This is a genomic window from Pseudomonas parasichuanensis, from assembly GCF_021601385.1.
Lineage (GTDB): Bacteria > Pseudomonadota > Gammaproteobacteria > Pseudomonadales > Pseudomonadaceae > Aquipseudomonas > Aquipseudomonas parasichuanensis.
This window is the reverse complement of sequence record NZ_BQHO01000008.1, coordinates 18,849-40,257: the sequence shown is the minus strand read 5'-3', so window position 1 is coordinate 40,257 and position 21,409 is coordinate 18,849. Positions and strand designations below refer to the sequence as shown.

Sequence of the window (21,409 nt, the reverse complement as noted above, 5' to 3'; positions counted from 1 at the left end):
GCGGGAAGGCGGTACGGGCAGCGGGGCGCCACGGGACCTGCGCGCACCCGCCCACCGCGGGAGTAGCCAACAGCGAATCCAGGCCGGTCTCCGGGCTTGCGAGGGTCACCGGGCACTCACCTTCCCATGCCGTGGCACAGTGGTCTGTCGAATGCCTTGCTCGCTTACCGTTGCGGGGGCAGCGCCGGACTGTTCACCTTGGGTGAGGCACCGGCTTCCCGTTTAACCCCTGGCGCGGCGGCCAGGGACACCTGAAAACAAGGGGCGCATCTGAGCATTGATAGGGTTGTGAGTCAACCGCTGGGCAGGTGCCAGAACGATCGGCGCGAGAGCAACTGTCTGGTTGTAGGAGCGGCCTTGCCGGGGCGCCGGACCGGCAAGGCCGCTCCTACAGTGGTCGTGCAAATCCGTCAGATGGACGCCGCCGGGCGCTTGAGTACCAACGTCAGGATGTCATAGCTGGCCACCAGCTCCCCCAACTGGTTGGTCACCTCCACATCCCACGCCACCACCCCTTGTGGCTGGCCCTGGGGGCTGGTCTTGCCCTGGTCGATCTTGCGCTTGCAGGTCAACCGCGCCTGGATGGTGTCGCCAATGCCCACCGGGGTGATGAAGCGCAGGGTATCCAGGCCATAGTTGGCCAGCACCGGCCCTTCACCCGGCGAAACGAACAGCCCGGCCGCCGCCGACAGCACGAAATAGCCGTGGGCAATGCGCTTGCCGAACTGCGACTGCTTCGCCGCGATCTCGTCGAAGTGCATGTAGAAGTGATCGCCCGACAGGCAGCCGAAGTTCACAAGGTCCGCCTCGGTCACGGTGCGGCGGTGGGTCAGCAACGACTCACCGATGCGCAGGTCATCGAAGTGACGGCGGAACGGGTGCACCTCGGTTTCGATCACCTCGGCGCCGCGCACGTATTCACCGGTCACCGCCATCAGCATGCTCGGCGAGCCTTGCACCGCGGCGCGTTGCAGGTAGTGCTTGACCGCGCGCAGGCCGCCCAGCTCTTCACCGCCGCCGGCGCGGCCGGGGCCGCCGTGCTTGAGCTGCGGCAGTGGCGAGCCATGGCCGGTGGACTCCTTGGCCGCTTCGCTGTCGAGCACCAGCAGGCGGCCGTGCCAGGCCGCAGCGGCCGGGATGGCCTTGGCCGCCACCGCGCGGTCGGCGGTGACCAGGGTCGCCACCAGGCTGCCCTTGCCACGGGCCGCCAGGGCCAGGGCTTCGTCGAGGTCGTCGTAGGCCATCAGCGTGCTGACCGGGCCGAACGCTTCGATATCGTGGGCGCCGCCCTCGGCGTGCGGGTCGCGGGCCAGCAGCAGGGTCGGGGCGAAGAACGCGCCTTCGGCCACGCCGTCACCGACCGGGGTAAAGCCATCGCTGGCGCCCAGCAGTTGGTCGCAGCTGTCCAGCAGCATGCGCACGCGCTCACCGACATCGCGCTGCTGGTCGTGGGAGGCCAGGGCGCCCATGCGCACGCCTTCGAACGACGGGTCGCCGACCACCACCTTGCGCAGCCGCTCGCGCAGCCGGGTGGCCACGGCGTCGATGTGCCTGGCCGGGACGATGGCGCGGCGAATGGCCGTGCATTTCTGCCCGGCCTTGGTGGTCATCTCCCGCGCCACCTCCTTGATGTACAGCTCGAACTCTTCGCTGTCAGGGCTTGCGTCCGGGCCGAGGATGGCGCAGTTGAGCGAGTCCGCCTCGGCGTTGAACGGCACCGAATTGCGCACCAGGTTCGGTGTGACGCGCAGCTTGGCGGCGGTGTCGGCGGAGCCGGTGAAGGTCACCAGGTCCTGGCCCTGCAGGCGCTCGAGCAGGTCGCCGGTGCTGCCGATCACCAGTTGCAGGCTGCCGGCCGGCAACAGGCCGGACTCGTTCATCAGCCGTACCACGGTCTCGGTCAGGTAGCTGGTGGAGGTGGCGGGCTTGACGATGCAGGGCATGCCGGCGAGGAAGGTCGGGGCGAACTTCTCCAGCATCCCCCAGATGGGGAAGTTGAAGGCGTTGATATGCACGGCCACGCCCGTGCGCGGCACCAGGATATGGCTGCCGGCGAAGTGGCCCTGCTTGCCCAGGGGGATCGCCGGGCCTTCATGCACCAGGTTGCCCGACGGCAGCTCGCGGCGGCCCATGCTCGAATAGGCGAACAGCGTGGCGTTGCCGCCTTCGATGTCGATCCAGCTGTCGGCGCGGGTGGCGCCGCTGTGGTGGGACAGGGCGTAGAGCTGTTCCTTGCGTTCGGCCAGGTACAGCGCCAGGGCTTTCAGGCGTGCGGCGCGCTGCTGGAAGTCCATGGCCAGCAAGGTCTGTAGGCCCTGCACGCGGGCGAAATCCACGGCCTCGGCGAAGTCCGGGCGTTCTTCGTGGCTGTAGGCCAGGACGTGGCCGTCCAGGGCGCTGCGCAGGGCCTGGGCGCCGTGCTGGCCGATCCAGCGGCCGGCGATGAAGCTTTGCAGGGTAGGGGCGGCGGACATGCTGTTCTCCTTTGAAGGGCGCGCTTACCAGAGCGCCAGGGTGTAGCCGATGATCAGGCGGTTCTCGTCCACGGCATTGGTCAGGCCATTGCCGGAACGGAAGGTAACGTTGCGCCAGCGCAGGCTGACGTCCTTGAACGGGCCGCTCTGGATGACGTAGGTGATGTCGGTGTCGCGTTCGCGCTCGCGGCCATTGCTGATGGTCGCGGTTTCGGCATGACGGCCGTCGGTGTAGCGGGTCATGAAACTCAGGCCGGGGATACCCATGGCGACGAAGTCGTAGTCGTAGCGCACCTGCCAGGAATCGAGCCCGGCGCGAGTGAAGGTGTTGTAGGTGACCAGGTTGACGGTGTACGGGTCGCCGCCGTTGAGGAACGGGAAGGCGCTGTCGCCGGACATCTGCTGCCAGGTGGCGGTGAATTTGTGGGCCTTCACGCCCAGGGTGAACATGGCGTTGAAGTTGCGGTTGTCGATGTTGCCGGCGCGCTCGGCGCCGTCGCCACGGCTGTCGAAGTAGCGCAGGTCGCTGCGCAGGCTCACGCCTTCGGCCAGTGGCTGGGTGTGCAGCAAACCCACGTACTGCTGGCGGTAGATGTCTTCGAGCTTGGCGTAGTAGTAGCTGACGCTGGTCTGCGGGGTGAGGGCATAGCTGCCGCCGCCGAAGTCGAAGTGGTCGCTGGTGGCGGCGCCGTAGCCGATATCGTCACGCCCGGACGAGTCGCGCAGGTTGGCCTTGGTCAGGCGCCCGCCATTGAAGGTCAGGCCGTCCAGCTCCTGGCTGGTCAGCAGGCCGCCCTGGAAGGTCGAGGCCAGCAGGCGGGTGTCGTTGTACACCACCACCGGCAGGATCGGCTGCAGGGTGCCCAGGCGCAGGGTGCTCTTGGACACCCGCAGCTTGCCGGTCAGGCCCAGCTCGCTGTAGTCGTCCACCGGCTCCTTGCTGTTGGGGCCGAACGGCAGCAGGCCGGTGCCGCGCCGGTCACGGCTGGAGTCGAGCTTGATACCCAGCTGGCCCATGGCGTCCACCCCGACGCCAACCGGGCCGTCGGTAAAGCCCGACTCGAAGCGCGCGGTGAAACCCTGGCCCCATTCTTCGGCCTTGCTCTGCGGAGCATTGTCCTGGCGGAAGTCGCGGTTGATGTAGTGGTTGCGCAGCTCGACGCGCGCGTGGCTGTCGCCGATGAAGTCCGCCAGGGCCGGCAAGGGCAGGGCGAGGGTGGCCAGCCAGGCGGCCGAGGTGAGGCGTGTGCGGCTCATTGTTGTTGTCCCCGTCGTTCTTATTGTTTTTGCTGTTCAGTGCTTGCTGGCGCCGGCGGCGCCGATACCGGTCATGGAGCGGATGAACTGGGCCAGGTAGCGGCCGCGTTCGTCCTGGGCGCGCCGGGAGCTGTCGGTGACCGAGAAGGCCCAGGCGCCGAGGAACGCCAGCGACATGGAGAACAGCGCCGGGTTGCTGTACGGGAACAGGGCGTGCTCGTTGTGCAGCACGTTGACCCACACCGCCGGGCCCAGCACCACCAGCACGATCGCCGAGACCAGCCCGGCCAGGCTGCCGCCCACCGCACCGCGGGTGGTCAGGCCTTTCCAGAACATCGACAGCAGCAGCACCGGGAAATTGACCGAGGCGGCCACGGCCAGCACCAGGCCGGACAGGAAGGCGATGTTCTGCGACTCGAACAGCAGGCCCAGCAGCACCGCGAACAGGCCGATCACCAGGGTGGCGATGCGCGACACGCGCATTTCCTGCTGTTCGCTGGCCTGGCCTTTGCGCATCACGCAGGCGTACAGGTCGTGGGACACCGCAGAGGCGCCGGACAACGCCAGGCCGGCAACCACGGCGAGGATGGTGGCGAAGGCCACCGCCGAGATGAAACCGAGGAACAGGTTGCCGCCCACCGCTTGCGCCAGGTGTACCGCGACCATGTTGCCGCCGCCGATGATCGCGCCTGCGGCATCGCGGTAGGACGGCTCGGTGCCGACCATGACGATGGCGCCAAAGCCGATGACGATCAGCAGCAGGTAGAAGTAGCCGATGAAACCGGTGGCGTAGAACACGCTCTTGCGCGCTTCCTTGGCGTCGCTGACGGTGAAGAAGCGCATCAGGATATGCGGCAGCCCGGCGGTGCCGAACATCATCCCCAGCCCCAGCGAAATCGCGTCCACCGGGTTGGACAGCAGCGCCCCCGGGGCCATGATCGCCTGGCCCTTGGCATGCACGGCCACGGCGCTGGCAAACATCGCTTCGGTGCTGAAACCGAAGTGCTTGAGCACCATGAACGCCATGAAGCTGGTGCCCGACAGCAGCATCACCGCCTTGATGATCTGCACCCAGGTGGTGGCGAGCATGCCACCGAAGGTCACGTACAGCACCATCAGCACGCCCACCAGCATCACCGCGTACAGGTAGCTGATGCCGAACAGCAGTTCGATCAGCTTGCCGGCGCCGACCATCTGCGCCACCAGGTACAGCAGCGCCACGGTCAGGGTGCCGAACGCCGAGGTGATGCGCACCGGGCCCTGGGCCAGGCGGTAGGAGACCACGTCGGCGAAGGTGTACTTGCCCAGGTTGCGCAGGCGCTCGGCGATCAGGAACAGGATGATCGGCCAGCCGGCCAGCACGCCCAGGGCGTAGAGCAGGCCGTCGTAGCCGTTCATGAACATCATCGCCGAGATGCCCAGGAAGGACGCGGCGCTGATCATGTCGCCGGCGATCGCCAGGCCGTTCTGCATGCCGGTGAGGCCACCGCCGGCGGTGTAGAAGTCACTGGCCGAGCGGGTGCGCAAGGCGGCCCAGCGGGTCACCAGCAGGGTGAAGCAGACGAACACCAGGAACATCGAGATGGCGGTCCAGTTCATCGTGCGCACTCCTGCTTGACCTTGTCGTTGAGCGGGTCGAGCACGGTGTTGGCGCGATGGGTGTAGATGCCGGTGAGGGCGAAGGACAGCAGCACCATCAGTACCCCGACCAGCATGCCGACGCTGGTGACTCCGCCGCTCAGGGACTGGCCGAGCACGCCGGGGGCGAACGCCACCAGCAGGACGAAGCCGTAGTAGGCGGCGAGCATGGTCAAGGTGAGCGTGCCGTTGAGGCGGCGCTTGCGCTTGATCAGCTGTTGGAAGTCGGGGTGGTTGTTGATGCTCTCGAGGTGTTCGGGTGTCATGGCTGGCGTTCTCTCTGGCTGTTGTAATTGTTTTTTCAGGTCACGCGGGGGTTGCTCAGGGCTTGCACACTCCCTGTAGGAGCGGCCTTGTGCCGCGAAAGGACCGCAACGCGGTCCCGGCGATCTTGGGGCTGGATCCGAGATCCTGGGACCGCGTTGCGGTCCTTTCGCGGCGCAAGGCCGCTCCTACCAAGCGCAAGGCGGCTCGGTGTCAGAGCTGGTCGAAGTCGAGCACCACCTTGTCGCTCAGGGGGTAGGTCTGGCACGACAGCACGTAGCCGGCGGCCACTTCGTAGTCTTCCAGGGCATGGTTGCTGTCCATCTCCACCTCGCCCTCGATCACCTTGCACTTGCAGGTCGAGCACACCCCGGCCTTGCACGAGTAGGGCAGCTCGGCGCCGATGGCGTTGCCGGCGTCGAGCACGCTGCGGGTGTTGCGCGGCAGGTCGAAGGCCAGGGCGCGGCCATCGCTGATCACCGTTACATGGCTGACCGCCGAATCCAGCTCGCGGGCGGCCTCGCGGGCTTCGCGACGGGCTTCGCTGCCGGCTGCGGCGAACAGTTCGTAGTGGATGCGCGCGTTGTCCATGCCGTTGGCCTGCAGGCTGTCGCGCACGGTCTCGGTCATGGCCTGGGGGCCACAGATGAACGCGGCGTCGAGCTGCTTCACGTCCAGCCAGCGGGAGAACAGCTGGCCGCACTTGTCGGCGTCGATGCGGCCGTTGTACAGGTCGACGTCCTGCTGCTCGCGGCTGAACACGAAGATCAGGTTGAGGCGGTCCAGGTACTGGTTCTTCAGGTCTTCCAGGCGGTCGCGGAACAGCGCGCTGTTGCTGGCGCGGTTGCCGTACAGCAAGGTGAAGCGGCTGTGGGGCTCGCTGGCCAGGGTGGTGGCGACCAGCGACAGGATCGGGGTGATGCCGCTGCCGGCGGCCACGCCCAGGTAGTTGCCCTGGCGCGCCGGGTCCAACGGCACGAAGAAGTTGCCCGACGGCGGCATCACCTCCAGTTGCTGGCCGGCCTTGAGCACTTCGTTGGCGAAGGCCGAGAAGCGCCCGCCGGGCACGCGCTTGACCGCCACGCGCAGCTCGCCATCCTGCACCGCGCTGCAGATCGAATAGGAGCGGCGCACTTCCTCGTCATCGAGCTGGGTGCGCATGACCAGGTACTGGCCCTGGGTGAAGCGGAAATCTTCCTGCAGGTGTGCGGGCACGTCGAAGGCGATGGACACGGCGTCGCGGGTTTCCTGGCGCACTTGCTTGATGGTCAGGCTGTGAAACGGGCTCATGGCGTTCTCCACGGCTCAAAGGCATTTGAAATAGTCGAACGGCTCCAGGCACGCGCGGCAGCGGTACAGCGCCTTGCAGGCGGTGGAGCCGAACTGGCTGAGCAGTTCGGTATGGGCGCTGCCGCACTGCGGGCAGCACACGCTGGGGGCTGCGCCGCGCAGGCTGGCGCTGCCCTCGGGTGGGGCGATGCCATAGGCGCGCAGGCGCTCACGGCCTTGGGCACTGATCCAGTCGGTGCTCCAGGCCGGTATCAGCCGGCGCTCCAGTGCGGGTTCGGCAAAACCGGCCAGCTCCAGGGCCTGGCGGATGTCGCCCTCGATCACTTCGGTGGCCGGGCAGCCGGAGTAGGTCGGGGTGACCACCAGGTGCAGGTGGCCGGCGCGCCAGTCGAGGTCGCGCACGATGCCTAAGTCGACCACGCTGACCACCGGCACTTCCGGGTCCATCACCTCGGCCAGCACCGCCCAGGCATGGGCCAGGTCGCCGTGCTGCTGGGCCCGGGCGCCGCGGTCGCCGGCGATCAGCTCACCAGGTTGCATCGGGGTAGGCTCGCGGCAGGTACTGCATTTCGGCCAGCAGCAGGCCCAGGTGTTCGGTGTGCAGGCCCTTGCGCCCGTCCAGGTAGAAATGGCTGGCGGCCTTGGGCAGGGGCAGGTCGACCGAGGCGAACAGGGCCATGACGGTGTCCAGCCAGTGGTGGGCAATCTGCGCCGGGTCGGCGGCGATACCGGCCTGGGCCAGCTGGACTTCGCTGTCGTTGGCGACGCTCAATTCGACCGTGAAGCGCCACAGCGCCGGAATGGCCTCGAGCATGCGCCGACGGCTTTCTTCCGTGCCGCCACCCAGGCGCTGCACCCATTCGCCGGAGCGGCGCAGGTGGTAGGTGACTTCTTTCAGGGCCTTGGCGGCGATGCCGGCAATGCGTTCATCGCTGGAGGCCGTGAGCCCTTCGAGGGTGGCGTGGTGCCAGGCGTCATAGAGGAACTGCTTGAGCATGGTCAAGGCGTAGTCGCCGTTGGGTTGCTCCACCAGCAGCAGGTTGCGGTAGGCGCGTTCGTCGCGACGGAACGCCAGGGCATCGGCGTCGCGGCCGTCGTCCAGCAGCTCGGCGGCGTAGTCCAGCCAGTTGCGGGCCTGGCCCACCAGGTCGAGGCCGACGTTCATCAGCGCCAGTTCTTCTTCCAGCGCCGGGGCCTTGCCGCACCACTCGCACAGGCGCTGGCCCTGGACCAGGGCGCTGTCGCCGAGCAGCAGCAGGTATTGGATAAGTGCTTGCTTGTGCATGGCGGGCCTCACATGTGGCCGACTTCGGCGGGCAGCTCGTAGAAGCTGGCATGGCGGTAGACCTTGTCGTCCGCCGGGGCGAACAGCGGGTCTTTCTCGTCGGGCGAAGAGGCGGTGATCAGCGCCGAGGGCACCACCCACAGGCTCACGCCTTCGCTGCGGCGGGTGTACAGCTCGCGGGCGTTCTCGATGGCCATGGCGGCGTCGGCGGCATGCACGCTGCCGACGTGCTTGTGGTTGAGGCCGTGCTTGCTGCGCACGAATACTTCGTAGAGGGTCCAGTCAGACATGCTCGATCTCCGCATCGATGGCCGCTTCAGGCGGCGTTCTTGTTCTGTTGTTTGCGCGCGTAGGCCACGGCGGCCTCGCGTACCCAGGCGCCGTCCTCGATGGCCTTGCGGCGGGTGGCGACGCGCTCCTGGTTGCAGGGGCCATTGCCCTTGATCACTTCGTAGAACTCGTCCCACTGGATTTCGCCGAAGTCGTAGTGACCGCGTTCGGCGTTCCACTTGAGCTCAGGGTCGGGGGCGGTGCAGCCGAGCAGTTCCAGCTGCGGCACGGTCTGGTCGATGAAGCGCTGGCGCAGTTCGTCGTTGGTCTGGCGCTTGATCTTCCAGGCCATCGACTGGGCGCTGTTGGGCGAGTGTTCGTCGCTGGGGCCGAACATCATCAGCGCCGGCCACCACAGGCGGTTGATGGCGTCCTGGACCATGTCGCGCTGGGCCTGGGTGCCGTCGCGCATCATGGTCAGCAGCAGCTCGTAGCCCTGGCGCTGGTGGAAGCTCTCTTCCTTGCAGATGCGCACCATGGCGCGCGAGTACGGGCCGTAGGAGGTGCGCTGCAGCACCACCTGGTTGACGATCGCGGCGCCGTCGACCAGCCAGCCTACCGCGCCCATGTCGGCCCAGCTGAGGGTGGGGTAGTTGAAGATGCTCGAATACTTGGCCTTGCCGCTGTGCAGCTTGGCGATCTCTTCGTCGCGGTCGGCGCCGAGGGTTTCCATGGCGCTGTACAGGTACAGGCCGTGGCCGGCTTCGTCCTGGATCTTGGCCATCAGCTGCAGCTTGCGCTTGAGCGACGGGGCGCGGGTGACCCAGTTGCCCTCGGGCAGCATGCCGACGATCTCGGAGTGGGCGTGCTGGGAGATCTGGCGGATGAGGGTCTGGCGGTAGGCGTCGGGCATCCAGTTCTTGGCTTCGATCTTGATCTCGGCGTCGATCTTTTCCTGGAAGGCGCGCTCTTCGGGCGACATCTCTTCCAGCGACTTGAGGCGTTTGACGCCGGTTTCTACGAGCTGTGCGTACATGTTCGGGCTCCCGGGGGTGGGCTGCGTTGGGGCGTGGAGTATTTATAAGCGATACAAAACACAACATCAAACAGTATTTGATGTATCAAATAGGATTTGTGTATCGCATTGAGGTTGCCGGGGCTGCCGCGAAAGGGGCGCAAAGCGCCCCCAGGCTTTCCCGCAGGCGAAAAAAAGCCCCGGACCATGCCGGGGCTCGACTGGCAGCGGTTGAATCAGCTAGCCATACGCTTATCGTACACGTGGCAAGCTTTACCCTCGGAGCGCTTCAAGGCCCCGCACGGCTGCAGATGCACTTGCGTACTGATGCCGATATAGGTCTTGATCTGCTTCGCCAGCTCGCCCACCACCTGCTTGCGCTGGCCTTCATCCAGGTACTGGCTGTCGGCGCGCAGCTCCACGTGCACCTCGACGCTGTCAAGGTTGCCATTGCGATACAGATGAATCTCGTATAGCTCTGAAAGCTGTTTTATTTTCAAGACCTGCTCTTCGATCTGCGTGGGGAACACATTGACCCCGCGGATGATCAGCATGTCGTCGCTGCGCCCGGTGATCTTGCCAATGCGCCGCATCGGCCGGGCCGTGCCGGGCAGCAGGCGGGTGAGGTCGCGGGTGCGGTAGCGCACCATCGGCAGCGCCTCCTTGCTCAGCGAGGTGAACACCAGCTCGCCGAGCTGGCCGTCCGGCAGCACGGCGCCGGTCACCGGGTCGATGATCTCGGGGTAGAAGTGGTCTTCCCAGATGGTCGGGCCGTCCTTGGTCTCGATGCATTCCATGGCCACACCCGGCCCCATGATTTCCGACAGGCCATAGATGTCCAGGGCGTTGATGCCCAGGCGCTGCTCGATGGAGCGGCGCAGCTCGTCGGTCCAGGGCTCGGCACCGAAGATGCCCAGGCGCAGCTTGAGGTCGTCGGGGGCAATGCCCTGGCGCTCGATCTCGTCGGCCAGGTTGAGCATGTACGACGGCGTGACCATGATGATGTCGGGCTGGAAGTCGCGGATCAGCTGCACTTGCTTTTCGGTCTGGCCGCCAGACATCGGGATCACCGTGCAGCCCAGGCGCTCGGCGCCGTAGTGGGCGCCGAGGCCGCCGGTGAACAGGCCATAGCCGTAGGAGACGTGCACCTTGTCGCCCTTGCGCCCGCCGGCGGCGCGGATCGAGCGCGCCACCACGTTGGCCCAGGTGTCGATGTCGTTCTGGGTGTAGCCGACCACGGTCGGCTTGCCGGTGGTGCCGCTGGACGCATGCAGGCGCACCACCTGGTCCTGGGGCACGGCGAACATGCCGTAGGGGTAGTTGTCGCGCAGGTCGTTCTTGCCGGTGAAGGGGAACTTGGCCAGGTCGTCCAGCGTGTGCAGGTCGTCCGGGTGGGCGCCGCAGGCGTCGAAGCGCTGGCGGTACAAAGGCACGTTCTGGTAGGCGTGCAGCAGGCTCCAGCGCAGGCGCTCCAGCTGGTGCTGGCGCAGCGCGTCGAGGCTGGCGGTTTCCATGGGGTCGAGCAGGGCACGGTCGGCTTTGGCGTAGTGGTTCATGGTCTCACTCGAATTGTTCTTGTCATGGGCCGGGGCCCTGAGTGTCATGGAGGGCAGCATACTGCCCGCGTTGCATTGCGTCTCTGGGTGGCTGATCAGAGGCGTTCGATCACCAGGGCGATGCCCTGGCCGACGCCAATGCACATGGTGCACAGGGCGTAGCGCCCGCCAGTCCGTTCAAGCTGGTGCAGGGCGGTGGTGACCAGACGCGCGCCGCTCATGCCCAGCGGGTGGCCCAGGGCGATGGCGCCGCCGTTGGGGTTGACCCGCGGGTCGTCGTCGGCCAGGCCCAGTTCGCGCAACACGGCCAGGCCTTGGGCCGCAAAGGCTTCATTGAGTTCGATCACGTCCATGTCGGCCAGCGCCAGGCCGGTCAGTTCCAGCACTTTGTGGGTCGCAGGCACAGGGCCGATGCCCATGATCCGCGGCTCGACGCCAGCCACCGCCAACCCCAGCACGCGGCCACGGGCCTTGAGCTTGTGCCGGCGCGCGGCCTCGGGGCTGGCCAGCAGCAGGGCGCAGGCGCCGTCGTTGACCCCGGAGGCATTGCCGGCGGTGACGCTGCCGCCCTCGCGGAACGGCGTGCCCAGGCGCGCCAGTTGTTCAAGGGTGGTGTCGCCACGCGGATGCTCGTCGTGCTCGACGCATTTGGCCGGGCCTTTGCGCTGGGGGATCTCGACTGGCACGATCTCCTGGGCCAGGCGCCCGCTGGCCTGGGCTGCGGCGGCCTTGTGCTGGCTGCGCAGGGCGAAGGCGTCCTGGTCCGCACGGCTGATGCCGAACTGCGTGGCGACGTTTTCAGCGGTTTCGGGCATCGAGTCGATGCCGTACTGCGCTTGCATCAGTTTGTTGACGAATCGCCAGCCGATGGTGGTGTCGTACAGCTCGGCGCTGCGGCCGAACGCCTGCTCGGACTTGCCCATCACGAACGGCGCGCGGGACATCGACTCAACGCCACCTGCCAGCATCAGCCCTGCCTCGCCGCAGCGCAGGGCGCGGGCGGCATTGCCGATGGCGTCCAGGCCCGAGCCGCACAGGCGGTTGAGGGTGGTGCCGGGCACGCTGACCGGCAACCCGGCCAGCAGGCTGGCCATGCGCGCGACGTTGCGGTTGTCCTCGCCGGCCTGGTTGGCGCAGCCGAGGATCACATCGTCGATCTGGCTCCAGTCCAGTTCCGGGTGGCGGGCCATCAGCGCCTTGATCGGTATTGCGGCCAGGTCGTCGGGGCGCACGCTGGCCAGCGCGCCGCCGTAACGGCCGATGGGGGTGCGCACGGCATCAATGATCAACGCCTGGGGCTGGAGGGTGTCAGTCATGGGAAGTCTCCGGTGCCAGCACGCTGCCGCGCACCCTGTAGGATTTGCCGTGGAACAGGGCGATCAACTCGCCCTGCTGGTTTTCGATGCGTACGTCGTAGTTGCCCGTGCGGCCTTTGCGACTCAGTTCGGTCGCGCTGGCGACGAGCTGGTCGCCGCGTCTGGCCGGGGCGATGTAGTCGATGCTGCAACCCAGGGCGACCGTGGCTTGGTCATGGCTGTTGCAGGCGAAGGCAAAGGCCGAGTCGGCCAGGGCGAATAGAAAGCCGCCATGGCAAGTACCGTGGCCCTGGATCATGTCGGCCCGCACGGTCATGGCCAGGCGGGCGCTGCCGGGGCCGGCGTCGAGCAGTTCGATGCCCAGGCCTTGGCTGGCCGCGTCACGGGCGAACATGGCCTGGGCGCAGGCACGCGCCAGGGCTTGGGGGGAAAGGTCAGGCATGCAGGCGGCCTCCTTCGGCGTGGGTGCGGCGCAGCAGCAGGGAAGGGCGGTAGCGTTCCTCGCCGTAGCTGCGTTGCAGGTTGTCGAGCACGCGCAGGGTGTAGCCGACGCCCAGGCTGTCGGCCCAGGCCAGCGGGCCTCGGGGATAATTGACCCCGGCGCGCATGGCCAGGTCGATGTCCGCAGGCGTGCCTACCCCTTGCAGCACCGCGTCAGCGGCTTCGTTGGCGAGCATGGCCACGGTGCGCAGCACCACCAGGCCGGGCAGGTCGGCGATGGCGCTGACCTCGAGCCCGGCGGTGCGAAGCAGGGCCATCGCCTGGTCGCGAGCCTCGGCTGTGCAGTTGGCGGCGTGGCTGATGGCAATGCGGGTAGCGCTGGCATAGTCCAGGGCCAGATCGAGCAGGACCAGGTTGCTCAGGCCGTCTTCGCGGGCCCGCTGGCTGGCCAGGCGACCGTCGGACAACGCCAGGGTGGCGTCGCCGACTCGCAGCTGGCCTGCGCCTGCGCGTTCGGTGACGCTGATACCTCTGGCGCGCAAGCGCTCCACCAGGGGGCGCAGCACGCCAAGGTCACCTTCTACGACGCAGCAATCCACCTTCGCCTGGCTGGCCAGGGTGAGTGGTTGTGGTTTTTGTGCACCCTCGGCATAGCTATAGAAGCCTTGGCCGGACTTGCGCCCCAGGCGCCCGGCATCCACCAGCGCCTTCTGCACCAGCGACGGCTGGAAACGGAAATCGCCATAGAAGGCCTCGAACACCGAGCAGGTCACGGCGTAGTTGACGTCATGGCCGATCAGGTCGGTGAGTTCGAAAGCGCCCATGCGAAAACCGCCGGCGTCGCGCATCAGCGCATCGAGGGTGGCGCAGTCGGTGGCGCCTTCCTGCAGCAGGCGCAGGCTTTCGGCGTAGAAAGGACGGGCCACGCGGTTGACGATAAAGCCGGGCGTGGACTGGGTGTGCACCGGTTGCTTGCCCCAGGCCTTGGCCGTTTCGTACAAGGCGGCGGCCACCGCTGGCTCAGTGGCCAGGCCCGAGACAATCTCCACCAGCGCCATCAACGGCGCCGGATTGAAGAAGTGCATGCCGATCACCTGCTGGGGACGCTGCAGGCCGGCGGCCAGGCTGGTGATCGACAGCGACGAGGTGTTGCTGGCGAGGATGCAGTCCTCGCCACACAGGGCTTCGAGCTGGTGCAGCAGGCCTTGTTTGATCGACAGGTTTTCGACGATGGCTTCGATGACCAGGCGCGCGGGCGCGAGCGCATCGAGGGTTTCCACAGGCTGCAGGCGGGCGCTGATGGCTTCGCGCTCGGCGGCTGCCAACTTGCCTTTTTCCACCAGCCGACCGAGTTGCCGGTCGATCCCTTCGACCGCCTGTGCCGCGGCGCCTGGGCGGTTGTCGTAGAGGCGAACCGGGTGGCCGGCCTGGGCGGCTACCTGGGCGATCCCGGCACCCATGGCTCCGGCACCGATGACTGCCACCAGCGAGTTTTGATCGAGAGCACCCATGGTCAACGCCCCTTGAACGCGGGGGCGCGCTTGTTCATGAAGGCGCTGACGCCTTCGCGGTAGTCCTCGCTGCGCCCGGCCAGCCGCTGCAGGTCGCGTTCCAGTTCCAGCTGTTGGTCGAAACGGTTGTCGTAGCTCTGGTTCAGTGCGCGCTTGATCAAGGCCAGGCCGTAGGTGGGCTGGTTCGCCAGCTGACGGGCCAGGGTCAGGGCCTCGTCGCGCAGCGCGGCATCGTCGACCACGCGGTAGATCAGGCCCCACTGTTCGGCCTGTTCGGCGCTCAGGCGCTCACCGAGCAATGCCAGCGCCTTGGCTCGGGCCATGCCGATCAGGCGAGGGAGCAGCCAGGTACCGCCAGAGTCGGGCACCAGGCCGATCTTGCAGAACGCCTGGATGAAACTGGCCGAACGGGCGGCCAGCACCAGGTCGCAGGCCAGCGGCAGGTTGGCCCCGGCGCCGGCGGCCACGCCGTTGACGGCACAGATCACCGGCAGCGGCAGGTCGCGCAGGCTGCGCACCAGGGGGTTGTAGAATTTTTCGATGGACTCGCCCAGGTCGGGCATTTCGGCGCCGGGGGCGACGTTACGGTCAGACAGGTCCTGGCCTGCGCAGAAGCCACGGCCTTCACCGGTCAGCAGCAACACCCGGGCGTGTTCGCTCTGGCGCACTTGCTTGAGGGCTTCGCGCACTTCCAGGTGCATGGCGCTGTTGAAGCTGTTCAGTTGCTCGGGCCGGTTGAAGCTGAGCAGGGCGACGCCGTCGTCGTCGATGGCAAACAGGATGTGTTGGAAAGGCATGCTGGAAGCGCTCCGTCGGTGGAGGGGTAGGGTCACTGGCCGAGGAAGCGGGCCGGGCGTTTTTCCTGGAAGGCGCGGATGCCTTCGTTGCGGTCGGCGGTGCCGGCCAGCAGGGTGAAAGCGTGGCGCTCGAAACGCAGGCCGCTGGCAAGGTCGGTGTCGTGGGCCTTGAGCAGCGCCTCCTTGGCCAGGCGCACGGCCAGCGGCGCCTTGGCGGCGATGGCGCGGGCCAGCTGCAGGGCGCGCTCGACCGTCAGCTCAGGCTCGGTGACTTCGCTGACCAGGCCGGCCTGCAGGGCATGGCGGGCGTCGATGGCCTCGCCGCCGAGGACCATCTGCATGGCCAGCGGCTTGCCTACCGCCCGCAGCAGGCGCTGGGTGCCGCCAGCGCCGGGGATGATGCCAAGGTTTATTTCGGGTTGGCCGAAGCGCGCATCGCTGCCGGCGACAACGATATCGGCGCACATCACCAGTTCGCAGCCGCCACCCAGGGCGAAGCCGTTGACGGCGGCGATCAGTGGCTTGGAGAAGGTGGCGATGCGTTGCCAATAGGCCACGCGAGGGTCGTTGAGGATGCCGACCAGGTCACGTTCAGCCATTTCATGGATATCGGCGCCAGCGGCGAAGGCCTTGCGGCTGCCGGTGATGACCACGGCGTGGGTGTGTTCGTCGCGCTCGGCGGCGTCGAGTTCGGCGGCCAGTTCAGCCAGCAGCTCGGTGTTCAAGGCGTTGAGGGCTTGCGGGCGGTGCAGGGTGACCAGGCGGACGCCGTCCACTGGGGGCTGCACAACGAGGTTGCTTGGCATGGTGGTACCTCAGGCTGCACGTTCGGCACCGGCTGGGGCCGGCTTTTGTTGGTGTTGTGGGGCAAGTATAGACGCAATGCGATACCAAATATCAATACATAAATTGATTATGTGTATCTCGTTGTTGGTTGGCTTTGCTGTTGTGGCACTGCGCTGGCAAGCCGGCCTCACCCATTGAGTTGCATGTGTACAAGCCAGGGAAAGCACTGTTGGTGCTGGTTCGGCTGCGTTGAATCGTCACCCTGGAAGCGATACGTCGCTTCACATTTGACGTTGCGATTTGAATTGATACATGATTCTTCAGACTTCTGAATCACATCGAGAGCCCCTCCATGCCTTGCTACCGCCTCGACGGCCTGACCCCCGTGGTTCATCCCAGCGCCTACGTCCACCCAAGCGCGGTCCTGATCGGTGATGTGATCATCGGCCCCGATTGTTATGTGGGCCCGCTGGCTTCGTTGCGCGGCGACTTCGGGCGCATCGTCCTGGAGCAGGGCGCCAACCTGCAGGACACCTGCGTGATGCACGGCTTCCCTGGCGGTGACACAGTGGTCGAGCGCAATGGCCACGTTGGCCACGGCGCGGTGTTGCACGGTTGCCGGGTGGGCGAAGATGCCCTGGTGGGCATGAATGCGGTGGTGATGGATGGTGCGCATATCGCGCCGCGCTGCATCGTCGCCGCCACGGCCTTTGTCAAGGCTGGCTTCCAGTGCCCGGAGCAGAGCCTGGTGGTCGGGGCACCGGCCGAAGTCAAGCGCCCGCTCAGCGACCAGGAACTGGCCTGGAAGCAACGCGGCACCGCCCAATACCACGCCCTGACCCGGCGTTGCATGACATCGATGGTGGAGTGCCCGCCATTGACCGAAGCAGAGACGCAGCGCCCACGCATGGGCGATTCAGGTTTCCGGCCCAAGGCCGAGGGCGGCGCATGAACCTTGCACGGCCACGGCAGGCAGGTATAGTCGAGGCTTTAGCCGCGCCGCGTTCCCCCATGAGCAGCCTTGCCCCCCTGAACCACCTGATCACCCGCTTCCAGGAGCAGACGCCGATCCGCGCCAGCTCGTTGATCATCACCCTCTATGGCGATGCCATCGAACCCCATGGCGGCACGGTCTGGCTGGGTAGCCTGATCAACCTGCTGGAGCCGATGGGCATCAATGAACGGTTGATCCGCACTTCGATCTTCCGCCTGACCAAGGAAGGCTGGCTGACTGCCGAGAAGGTTGGCCGGCGCAGCTACTACAGCCTGACCGGCACCGGCCGGCGGCGCTTCGAAAAAGCCTTCAAGCGTGTCTACAGTGCCAGCCTGCCGGCCTGGAACGGTGCCTGGACGCTGGTGCTGCTGTCGCAGCTCGATGCCGCCAAACGCAAAAGCGTGCGTGAAGAGCTGGAGTGGCAAGGCTTCGGTGCCATGGGCCCGAACCTGCTGGGCTGCCCGCGCAGCGACCGTGCCGACCTGGCGGCGACCCTGCGCGAGCTGGACGCCGAGGATGACAGTATCGTGTTCGAGACCCACGCCCAGGAGGTGCTGGCCTCCAAGGCCCTGCGCGCGCAGGTGCGCGAGAGCTGGAGCATCGATGAGCTGGGCCAGCACTACAGCGAGTTCATTCGCCTGTTCCGCCCTTTGTGGCAGGCGATGAAAGAGCTGGAGGCGCCCGACGCCGGCGACTGTTTCCTGGCCCGCACCCTGCTGATCCACGAATACCGTCGCCTGCTGCTGCGCGATCCGCAGTTGCCGGACGAGCTGTTGCCGGGTGATTGGGAAGGCCGCGCGGCGCGGCAGTTGTGCCGCAACCTGTACCGACTGGTGCAAGGGCGGGCGGAAGAGTACCTGGCCAATGCGCTGGAGACCGCTGACGGGCCGTTGCCGGATGCCAATGAGAGCTTCTACAAACGCTTTGGTGGATTGGGATGAGGCGGACAGTGGTGATCTCTCAGGCATAACTGGCCCGAAACAAATGTGGGAGCTGGCAAGCCAGCTCCCACATTTGTTTCGGGCTAATTATTCCTGTGAAGGTACCGCTGCACGCCTTGGCGCATGACGCAAGGCCGGTTGACGCTTCAGATCACGAAGAACCCATGGGTCCCATCACGCCCCAACTGCTCCACCAGCCCGAACTCCCAATCCAGATAGCCCTGCATCGCCTCCCGCGGATTGTCGGTGCCCTCGTAAGGCCGGCGGTAGCGGTCGATACGCGGCGCCCCCAGGCGCTGTTCGCCCTGTTCGGTTGGCAACCCGGCAGCTATCCAGGCGCTATTGCCGCCTTCGAGCACGAACACCGGCTTGCCGCTCAAAGCCGCCACCTCCGGCGCCGCATAGCGCGCCAGCTGGCTTGAACCGCAGGTCACCACGAAACGCTGCGCCTCGGGCAATGCCGCCACTACCTGCGCCAGCTGGCTACGCAGTGCCCACACGGCGCCGGGGATATGCTGCCTGACATGGTTGGCGCTGGTGGTGAAATCCAGCACCTGGGTGGCCGGCTGTTCAAGCCACTCGGCCAAGCTGGCCGGTGTGATGGCTTGTGCCTGCGGTGGTGCGGGCACCGGCGCCACCCAGGCCCCCGGTTCGTTGAAGTCGGCAACGGACACCCCCTCGAGCACCGCGACCTGCCAGCCCAGTTGTGCCAGCCAGGATGCGCTCATGTTGGCCCGCACGCCGTCGTCGTCCACCAGCACCAGGCGTGCGCCACGCACGCTGGCGAAATGGTCGGTTTCCTGCACCAGCTGGCCGCCGGGCGTCGAGCGGGCGCCGGGCAGGTGGCCCAAGGCAAACTCCTCGGGGGTGCGCACATCGAACAGGTAGGTGGTACGCGCAGGCTCGGCCTGCCATTGGTGCAGGCCCGTGAGGTCGATACGCGCTACACCGGCGCGGTCCGCCACACTTCGAGCACGCTGGGCAGCGTTGCTGCGGGTAGCCGCCGATACGGCGGCAAAGCGTCGCGACTGGCCATGTTCCAGCGCCTGCCCGGCCAGGGTCCAGCCAATGGTGCCGTTACGCAGTGCCGACACCGGGTTGGCAATACCGGCATTCACCAGTGACTGGGTACCGATGATGCTGCGGGTGCGCCCGGCGCAGTTGACGATGACGTGGGTGGTGGGGTCGGGCGCCAGCTCCGCGACCCGCAGCACCAGCTCGGCGCCGGGCACACTGATACCGCCGGGGATGCTCATGGTCTGGTACTCGTCGAAGCGCCGGGCATCCAGCACCACCACGTTGGCCTGGGCATCGAGCAGGGCCTTGACCTCTTCGGCGACCAGCGACGGGGTATGCCGTTCGGCTTCAACCAACTCACCAAACGCCTTGCTGGGCACGTTCACGTCCTTGAACAACTCGCCACCGGCCTCACGCCAACCGTTCAGGCCGCCCTCGAGCAGGGCCACATCGCGGTAGCCGAGGGCGAGCAGGCGCTGCGCCGCCACCGCAGCCAGGCCTTCGCCGTCGTCATAGACGGTAACCGGTGTTGTGCGGCGCGGCACCCGGGCGAAGACCTCCAGCTCCAGGCGCGACAACGGCAGGTTGGCGGCGAACAGCGGGTGGGCCTGGGCGAAGGGATCTTCTTCGCGCACGTCGAGCAAGGCCAGCTCCTGGCGGGCAAGGAGGGCGCGGCGGATATCCTGATAGTTACGGCGGGTGACCTGGCTCATACGCGATGCTCTTTCGACAGATCCCAGAGATTGGGCAGGTGATGGTTGCTGTAGCCGGAAATGAACGGTTGCTCCTGGCCGTCGGGGCCGTACACCGCACGACGCACCGCGCCGATATTGGCGCCGTAGACATGGATGCTGATCGAGGTGCGGTCGTCGTAGGCGTTGCGCACCTGATGCAGGTCGCCGATGCGCGGCGACACGGCAATCACTTGCCCAGGCTGCAGTTGCTCGGCAGGCCCAGCGGGCTCCAGTGCGCCTTTCGAGAGGGCAAAGCCCTGGCTGATTTCGCTGCCACGCAGCATACCGATCAAGCCCCAGGTGCGATGGTCGTGCACCGGCGTCGCCTGGCCTGGCCCCCAGACAAAACTGACGATGGAGAACTGCTGGCGTGAGTCGGCGTGCAGCAGGTATTGCTGGTAGCGTTCCGGGCTCGGTCGGGCGTAATCGTCCGGCAGCCAGTCGTCGGCGCTGATCAGTTCGCGCAGCAGGCCGGCCCCCTGGTCGAGTATCCGGGGTTCGTCCGGCGCCTGGGCGAGCAGCTCGGCAAGGTCGACGACAAAGCGGCGCAGTCGTGCAAGGTTGGGTGTATGAGACATGGCTTCCCTCTATGTCCTGGGTGAGGTAGCGGTGAACGCTACCGTGGCAGGGCAAAAGGTATTATTCTTGTTGCGTATTTTTCCATATATTTATTATGCGAATTAAGAATGAAGATAGATGATATCGATGCATTCGTGGCCGTCATCCGCAGCCAATCCATCAGCCAGGCTGCCGAATCGCTGCACCTGACCCAGCCCGCCATCACCCGCCGGGTGCAGAATTTCGAAGAGGCGTTGGGCGTGAGCCTGCTGGACCGCAACACCAAACCCCTCAAGCCGACCCCCATGGGCATGCGTGTGTACGAACAGTGCCGCGCGGTGCTGCGTGAGATGGACGCGCTGCGCGAATTGGTACTCAGTGATTCCTCCCCGACCGGCGCGTTGCGCCTGGGGGTGCCGCAAACCATCGGCGACGTGGTACTGCTCGATGCCCTGAGCCAGCTCAAGGCGCTATACCCAGAGCTGCAGGCCCAGGTGGCCACCGGCTGGGGCAGCCACCTGCTGGGCAAGATGGAGAACGGCGAGCTGGATGCGGTGGCAGCGCTGTTCCCGGCGGGCAAGGTGTTCCCCGAGGGCATTGTCGGCCGGTCGTTGGCGCGCATGGACCTGGTGGTGGTCGCAGCCCAGGGCGAGGTGCGCAAACGCAGCTACAAGCTGGCGGACTGTTACCAGCGCGGCTGGGTGCTCAACCCGGATGGCTGTGGCTTCCGTGCCGGCTTGCAGCGGGCATTGAACGATGAAGGGCTGTCGTTGCGGATCAACCTGGAAACCTTTGGCACCGAGCTGCAACTGGGCCTGATCGCCAACGGCCTGGGTTTGGGCCTGGTGCCGCGGCCGCTGCTGGACAACAGCCGCCACCGCGAGCGCCTGGAGATCGTGCCGGTCAGCGACTTCAAGCCGGTGATCGACCTGTGGCTGATTCATCCGCGCTTTCTGGGCAATTTGCAGGCGCCGGTGGCGTTGTTTGGCGAGACGGTGGCGCAGCGGGTGGCGAATCAGCAATAGGGGTGCGGCCCTGCGAGCCCATGCGATTCCGCGTCGTGCCAACAAGGCGGACTAGGTGATGGCACAGAAGAGACCGGCCCGAAACAGATGTAGGAGCGGCCAGTCATTCCTGTGGCAGAGGCGGCGCCTGCCTGGGTGCCTGTCGCGCTATCGCGCAGCCTGCACAATCAAAATCTCTTGCATATAAACAATAAGTACAAATGCACAATTCGTATATTAGGTTAGAAGCAGATCGAATTT

The 21,409-nt window shown here is 66.4% G+C and carries 19 protein-coding genes, 1 pseudogene and 1 riboswitch; of the genes and pseudogenes, 3 read left to right on the top strand and 17 right to left on the bottom strand.

The genetic code is table 11. The annotated features are described in order from the left end of the window. Positions 1-64: 64 nt before the first annotated feature. Positions 65-270, bottom strand: a riboswitch (cobalamin riboswitch). Positions 271-410: 140 nt separating this feature from the next. From paaZ to paaF, 15 genes and pseudogenes are all read right to left on the bottom strand, one after another. Beyond that, positions 411-2,474, bottom strand: coding sequence for a phenylacetic acid degradation bifunctional protein PaaZ (paaZ, locus tag L6D77_RS08845; protein ID WP_232881273.1), 2,064 nt, complete (start codon positions 2,472-2,474; stop codon positions 411-413). A gap of 24 nt (positions 2,475-2,498) precedes the next feature. Then, a complete protein-coding gene (locus L6D77_RS08840) occupies positions 2,499-3,731 on the bottom strand; it encodes an OprD family porin (protein ID WP_232881263.1) in 1,233 nt (410 codons plus the stop codon). A 36-nt stretch (positions 3,732-3,767) separates the two neighbouring features. Further along, positions 3,768-5,336: pseudogene (locus L6D77_RS08835) on the bottom strand (cation acetate symporter); the annotation flags it as partial. Beyond that, complete coding sequence (locus tag L6D77_RS08830) at positions 5,327-5,635, bottom strand: DUF485 domain-containing protein (protein ID WP_110993846.1); 309 nt, start codon at positions 5,633-5,635, stop codon at positions 5,327-5,329. The pseudogene L6D77_RS08835 and the gene L6D77_RS08830, both read right to left, overlap by 10 nt. Before the next feature lie 211 nt (positions 5,636-5,846). Then, positions 5,847-6,923 (bottom strand): 1,2-phenylacetyl-CoA epoxidase subunit PaaE, encoded by a 1,077-nt coding sequence (paaE, locus tag L6D77_RS08825; protein WP_232881260.1) that lies wholly within the window; start codon positions 6,921-6,923, stop codon positions 5,847-5,849. A 15-nt stretch (positions 6,924-6,938) separates the two neighbouring features. After that, a complete protein-coding gene (paaD, locus tag L6D77_RS08820; RefSeq protein ID WP_232881239.1) occupies positions 6,939-7,463 on the bottom strand; it encodes a 1,2-phenylacetyl-CoA epoxidase subunit PaaD in 525 nt (174 codons plus the stop codon). Continuing rightward, on the bottom strand, positions 7,450-8,208 hold the full coding sequence (gene paaC, locus L6D77_RS08815) for a 1,2-phenylacetyl-CoA epoxidase subunit PaaC (RefSeq protein WP_232881226.1): 759 nt from the start codon (positions 8,206-8,208) through the stop codon (positions 7,450-7,452). Before paaC ends, paaD begins: the two co-directional genes overlap by 14 nt. 8 nt (positions 8,209-8,216) lie before the next feature. Further along, positions 8,217-8,498, bottom strand: a complete 282-nt coding sequence (gene paaB, locus L6D77_RS08810; RefSeq protein WP_023631078.1) for a 1,2-phenylacetyl-CoA epoxidase subunit PaaB — start codon at positions 8,496-8,498, stop codon at positions 8,217-8,219. 26 nt (positions 8,499-8,524) lie between these two features. After that, on the bottom strand, positions 8,525-9,514 hold the full coding sequence (gene paaA / locus L6D77_RS08805; RefSeq protein ID WP_232881213.1) for a 1,2-phenylacetyl-CoA epoxidase subunit PaaA: 990 nt from the start codon (positions 9,512-9,514) through the stop codon (positions 8,525-8,527). Positions 9,515-9,729: 215 nt separating this feature from the next. After that, positions 9,730-11,049 carry a phenylacetate--CoA ligase PaaK gene (paaK, locus tag L6D77_RS08800; protein ID WP_232881211.1) on the bottom strand — a complete coding sequence of 440 codons (1,320 nt, stop codon included), beginning with the start codon at positions 11,047-11,049 and terminating at the stop codon, positions 9,730-9,732. A gap of 95 nt (positions 11,050-11,144) precedes the next feature. Then, positions 11,145-12,365, bottom strand: a complete 1,221-nt coding sequence (pcaF, locus tag L6D77_RS08795) for a 3-oxoadipyl-CoA thiolase (protein ID WP_232881199.1) — start codon at positions 12,363-12,365, stop codon at positions 11,145-11,147. Continuing rightward, positions 12,358-12,807, bottom strand: a complete 450-nt coding sequence (gene paaI / locus L6D77_RS08790) for a hydroxyphenylacetyl-CoA thioesterase PaaI (protein WP_232881197.1) — start codon at positions 12,805-12,807, stop codon at positions 12,358-12,360. The genes pcaF and paaI overlap by 8 nt, the downstream gene beginning before the upstream one ends. Continuing rightward, positions 12,800-14,317 carry a 3-hydroxyacyl-CoA dehydrogenase PaaH gene (gene paaH, locus L6D77_RS08785; RefSeq protein ID WP_232881195.1) on the bottom strand — a complete coding sequence of 506 codons (1,518 nt, stop codon included), beginning with the start codon at positions 14,315-14,317 and terminating at the stop codon, positions 12,800-12,802. The genes paaI and paaH overlap by 8 nt, the downstream gene beginning before the upstream one ends. A gap of 2 nt (positions 14,318-14,319) precedes the next feature. Next, positions 14,320-15,114 (bottom strand): 2-(1,2-epoxy-1,2-dihydrophenyl)acetyl-CoA isomerase PaaG, encoded by a 795-nt coding sequence (paaG, locus tag L6D77_RS08780; RefSeq protein WP_232881185.1) that lies wholly within the window; start codon positions 15,112-15,114, stop codon positions 14,320-14,322. Positions 15,115-15,146: 32 nt separating this feature from the next. Beyond that, entirely contained in the window at positions 15,147-15,920 is a 774-nt protein-coding gene (gene paaF / locus L6D77_RS08775; protein ID WP_232881174.1) for a 2,3-dehydroadipyl-CoA hydratase PaaF, read from the bottom strand. A gap of 332 nt (positions 15,921-16,252) precedes the next feature. Between paaF and paaY the strand changes: the two genes are divergently transcribed. Both paaY and paaX read left to right on the top strand, forming a co-directional pair. Then, the gene (gene paaY / locus L6D77_RS08770; protein WP_232881171.1) at positions 16,253-16,852 is read left to right on the top strand and encodes a phenylacetic acid degradation protein PaaY; all 600 of its coding nucleotides are present in this window, start codon (positions 16,253-16,255) and stop codon (positions 16,850-16,852) included. A gap of 59 nt (positions 16,853-16,911) precedes the next feature. Further along, the gene (gene paaX, locus L6D77_RS08765; protein WP_232881156.1) at positions 16,912-17,835 is read left to right on the top strand and encodes a phenylacetic acid degradation operon negative regulatory protein PaaX; all 924 of its coding nucleotides are present in this window, start codon (positions 16,912-16,914) and stop codon (positions 17,833-17,835) included. 146 nt (positions 17,836-17,981) lie between these two features. Here paaX and L6D77_RS08760 read toward each other — a convergent pair whose 3' ends face one another. Together L6D77_RS08760 and L6D77_RS08755 are read right to left on the bottom strand one after the other, a co-directional pair. Continuing rightward, positions 17,982-19,565, bottom strand: coding sequence for a rhodanese-related sulfurtransferase (locus L6D77_RS08760; protein WP_232881144.1), 1,584 nt, complete (start codon positions 19,563-19,565; stop codon positions 17,982-17,984). After that, entirely contained in the window at positions 19,562-20,164 is a 603-nt protein-coding gene (locus L6D77_RS08755) for a cysteine dioxygenase family protein (protein WP_232881142.1), read from the bottom strand. Before L6D77_RS08755 ends, L6D77_RS08760 begins: the two co-directional genes overlap by 4 nt. 108 nt (positions 20,165-20,272) lie before the next feature. Between L6D77_RS08755 and L6D77_RS08750 the strand changes: the two genes are divergently transcribed. Further along, positions 20,273-21,169, top strand: a complete 897-nt coding sequence (locus tag L6D77_RS08750) for a LysR family transcriptional regulator (protein ID WP_232881140.1) — start codon at positions 20,273-20,275, stop codon at positions 21,167-21,169. The last annotated feature ends 240 nt before the right edge of the window (positions 21,170-21,409 follow it).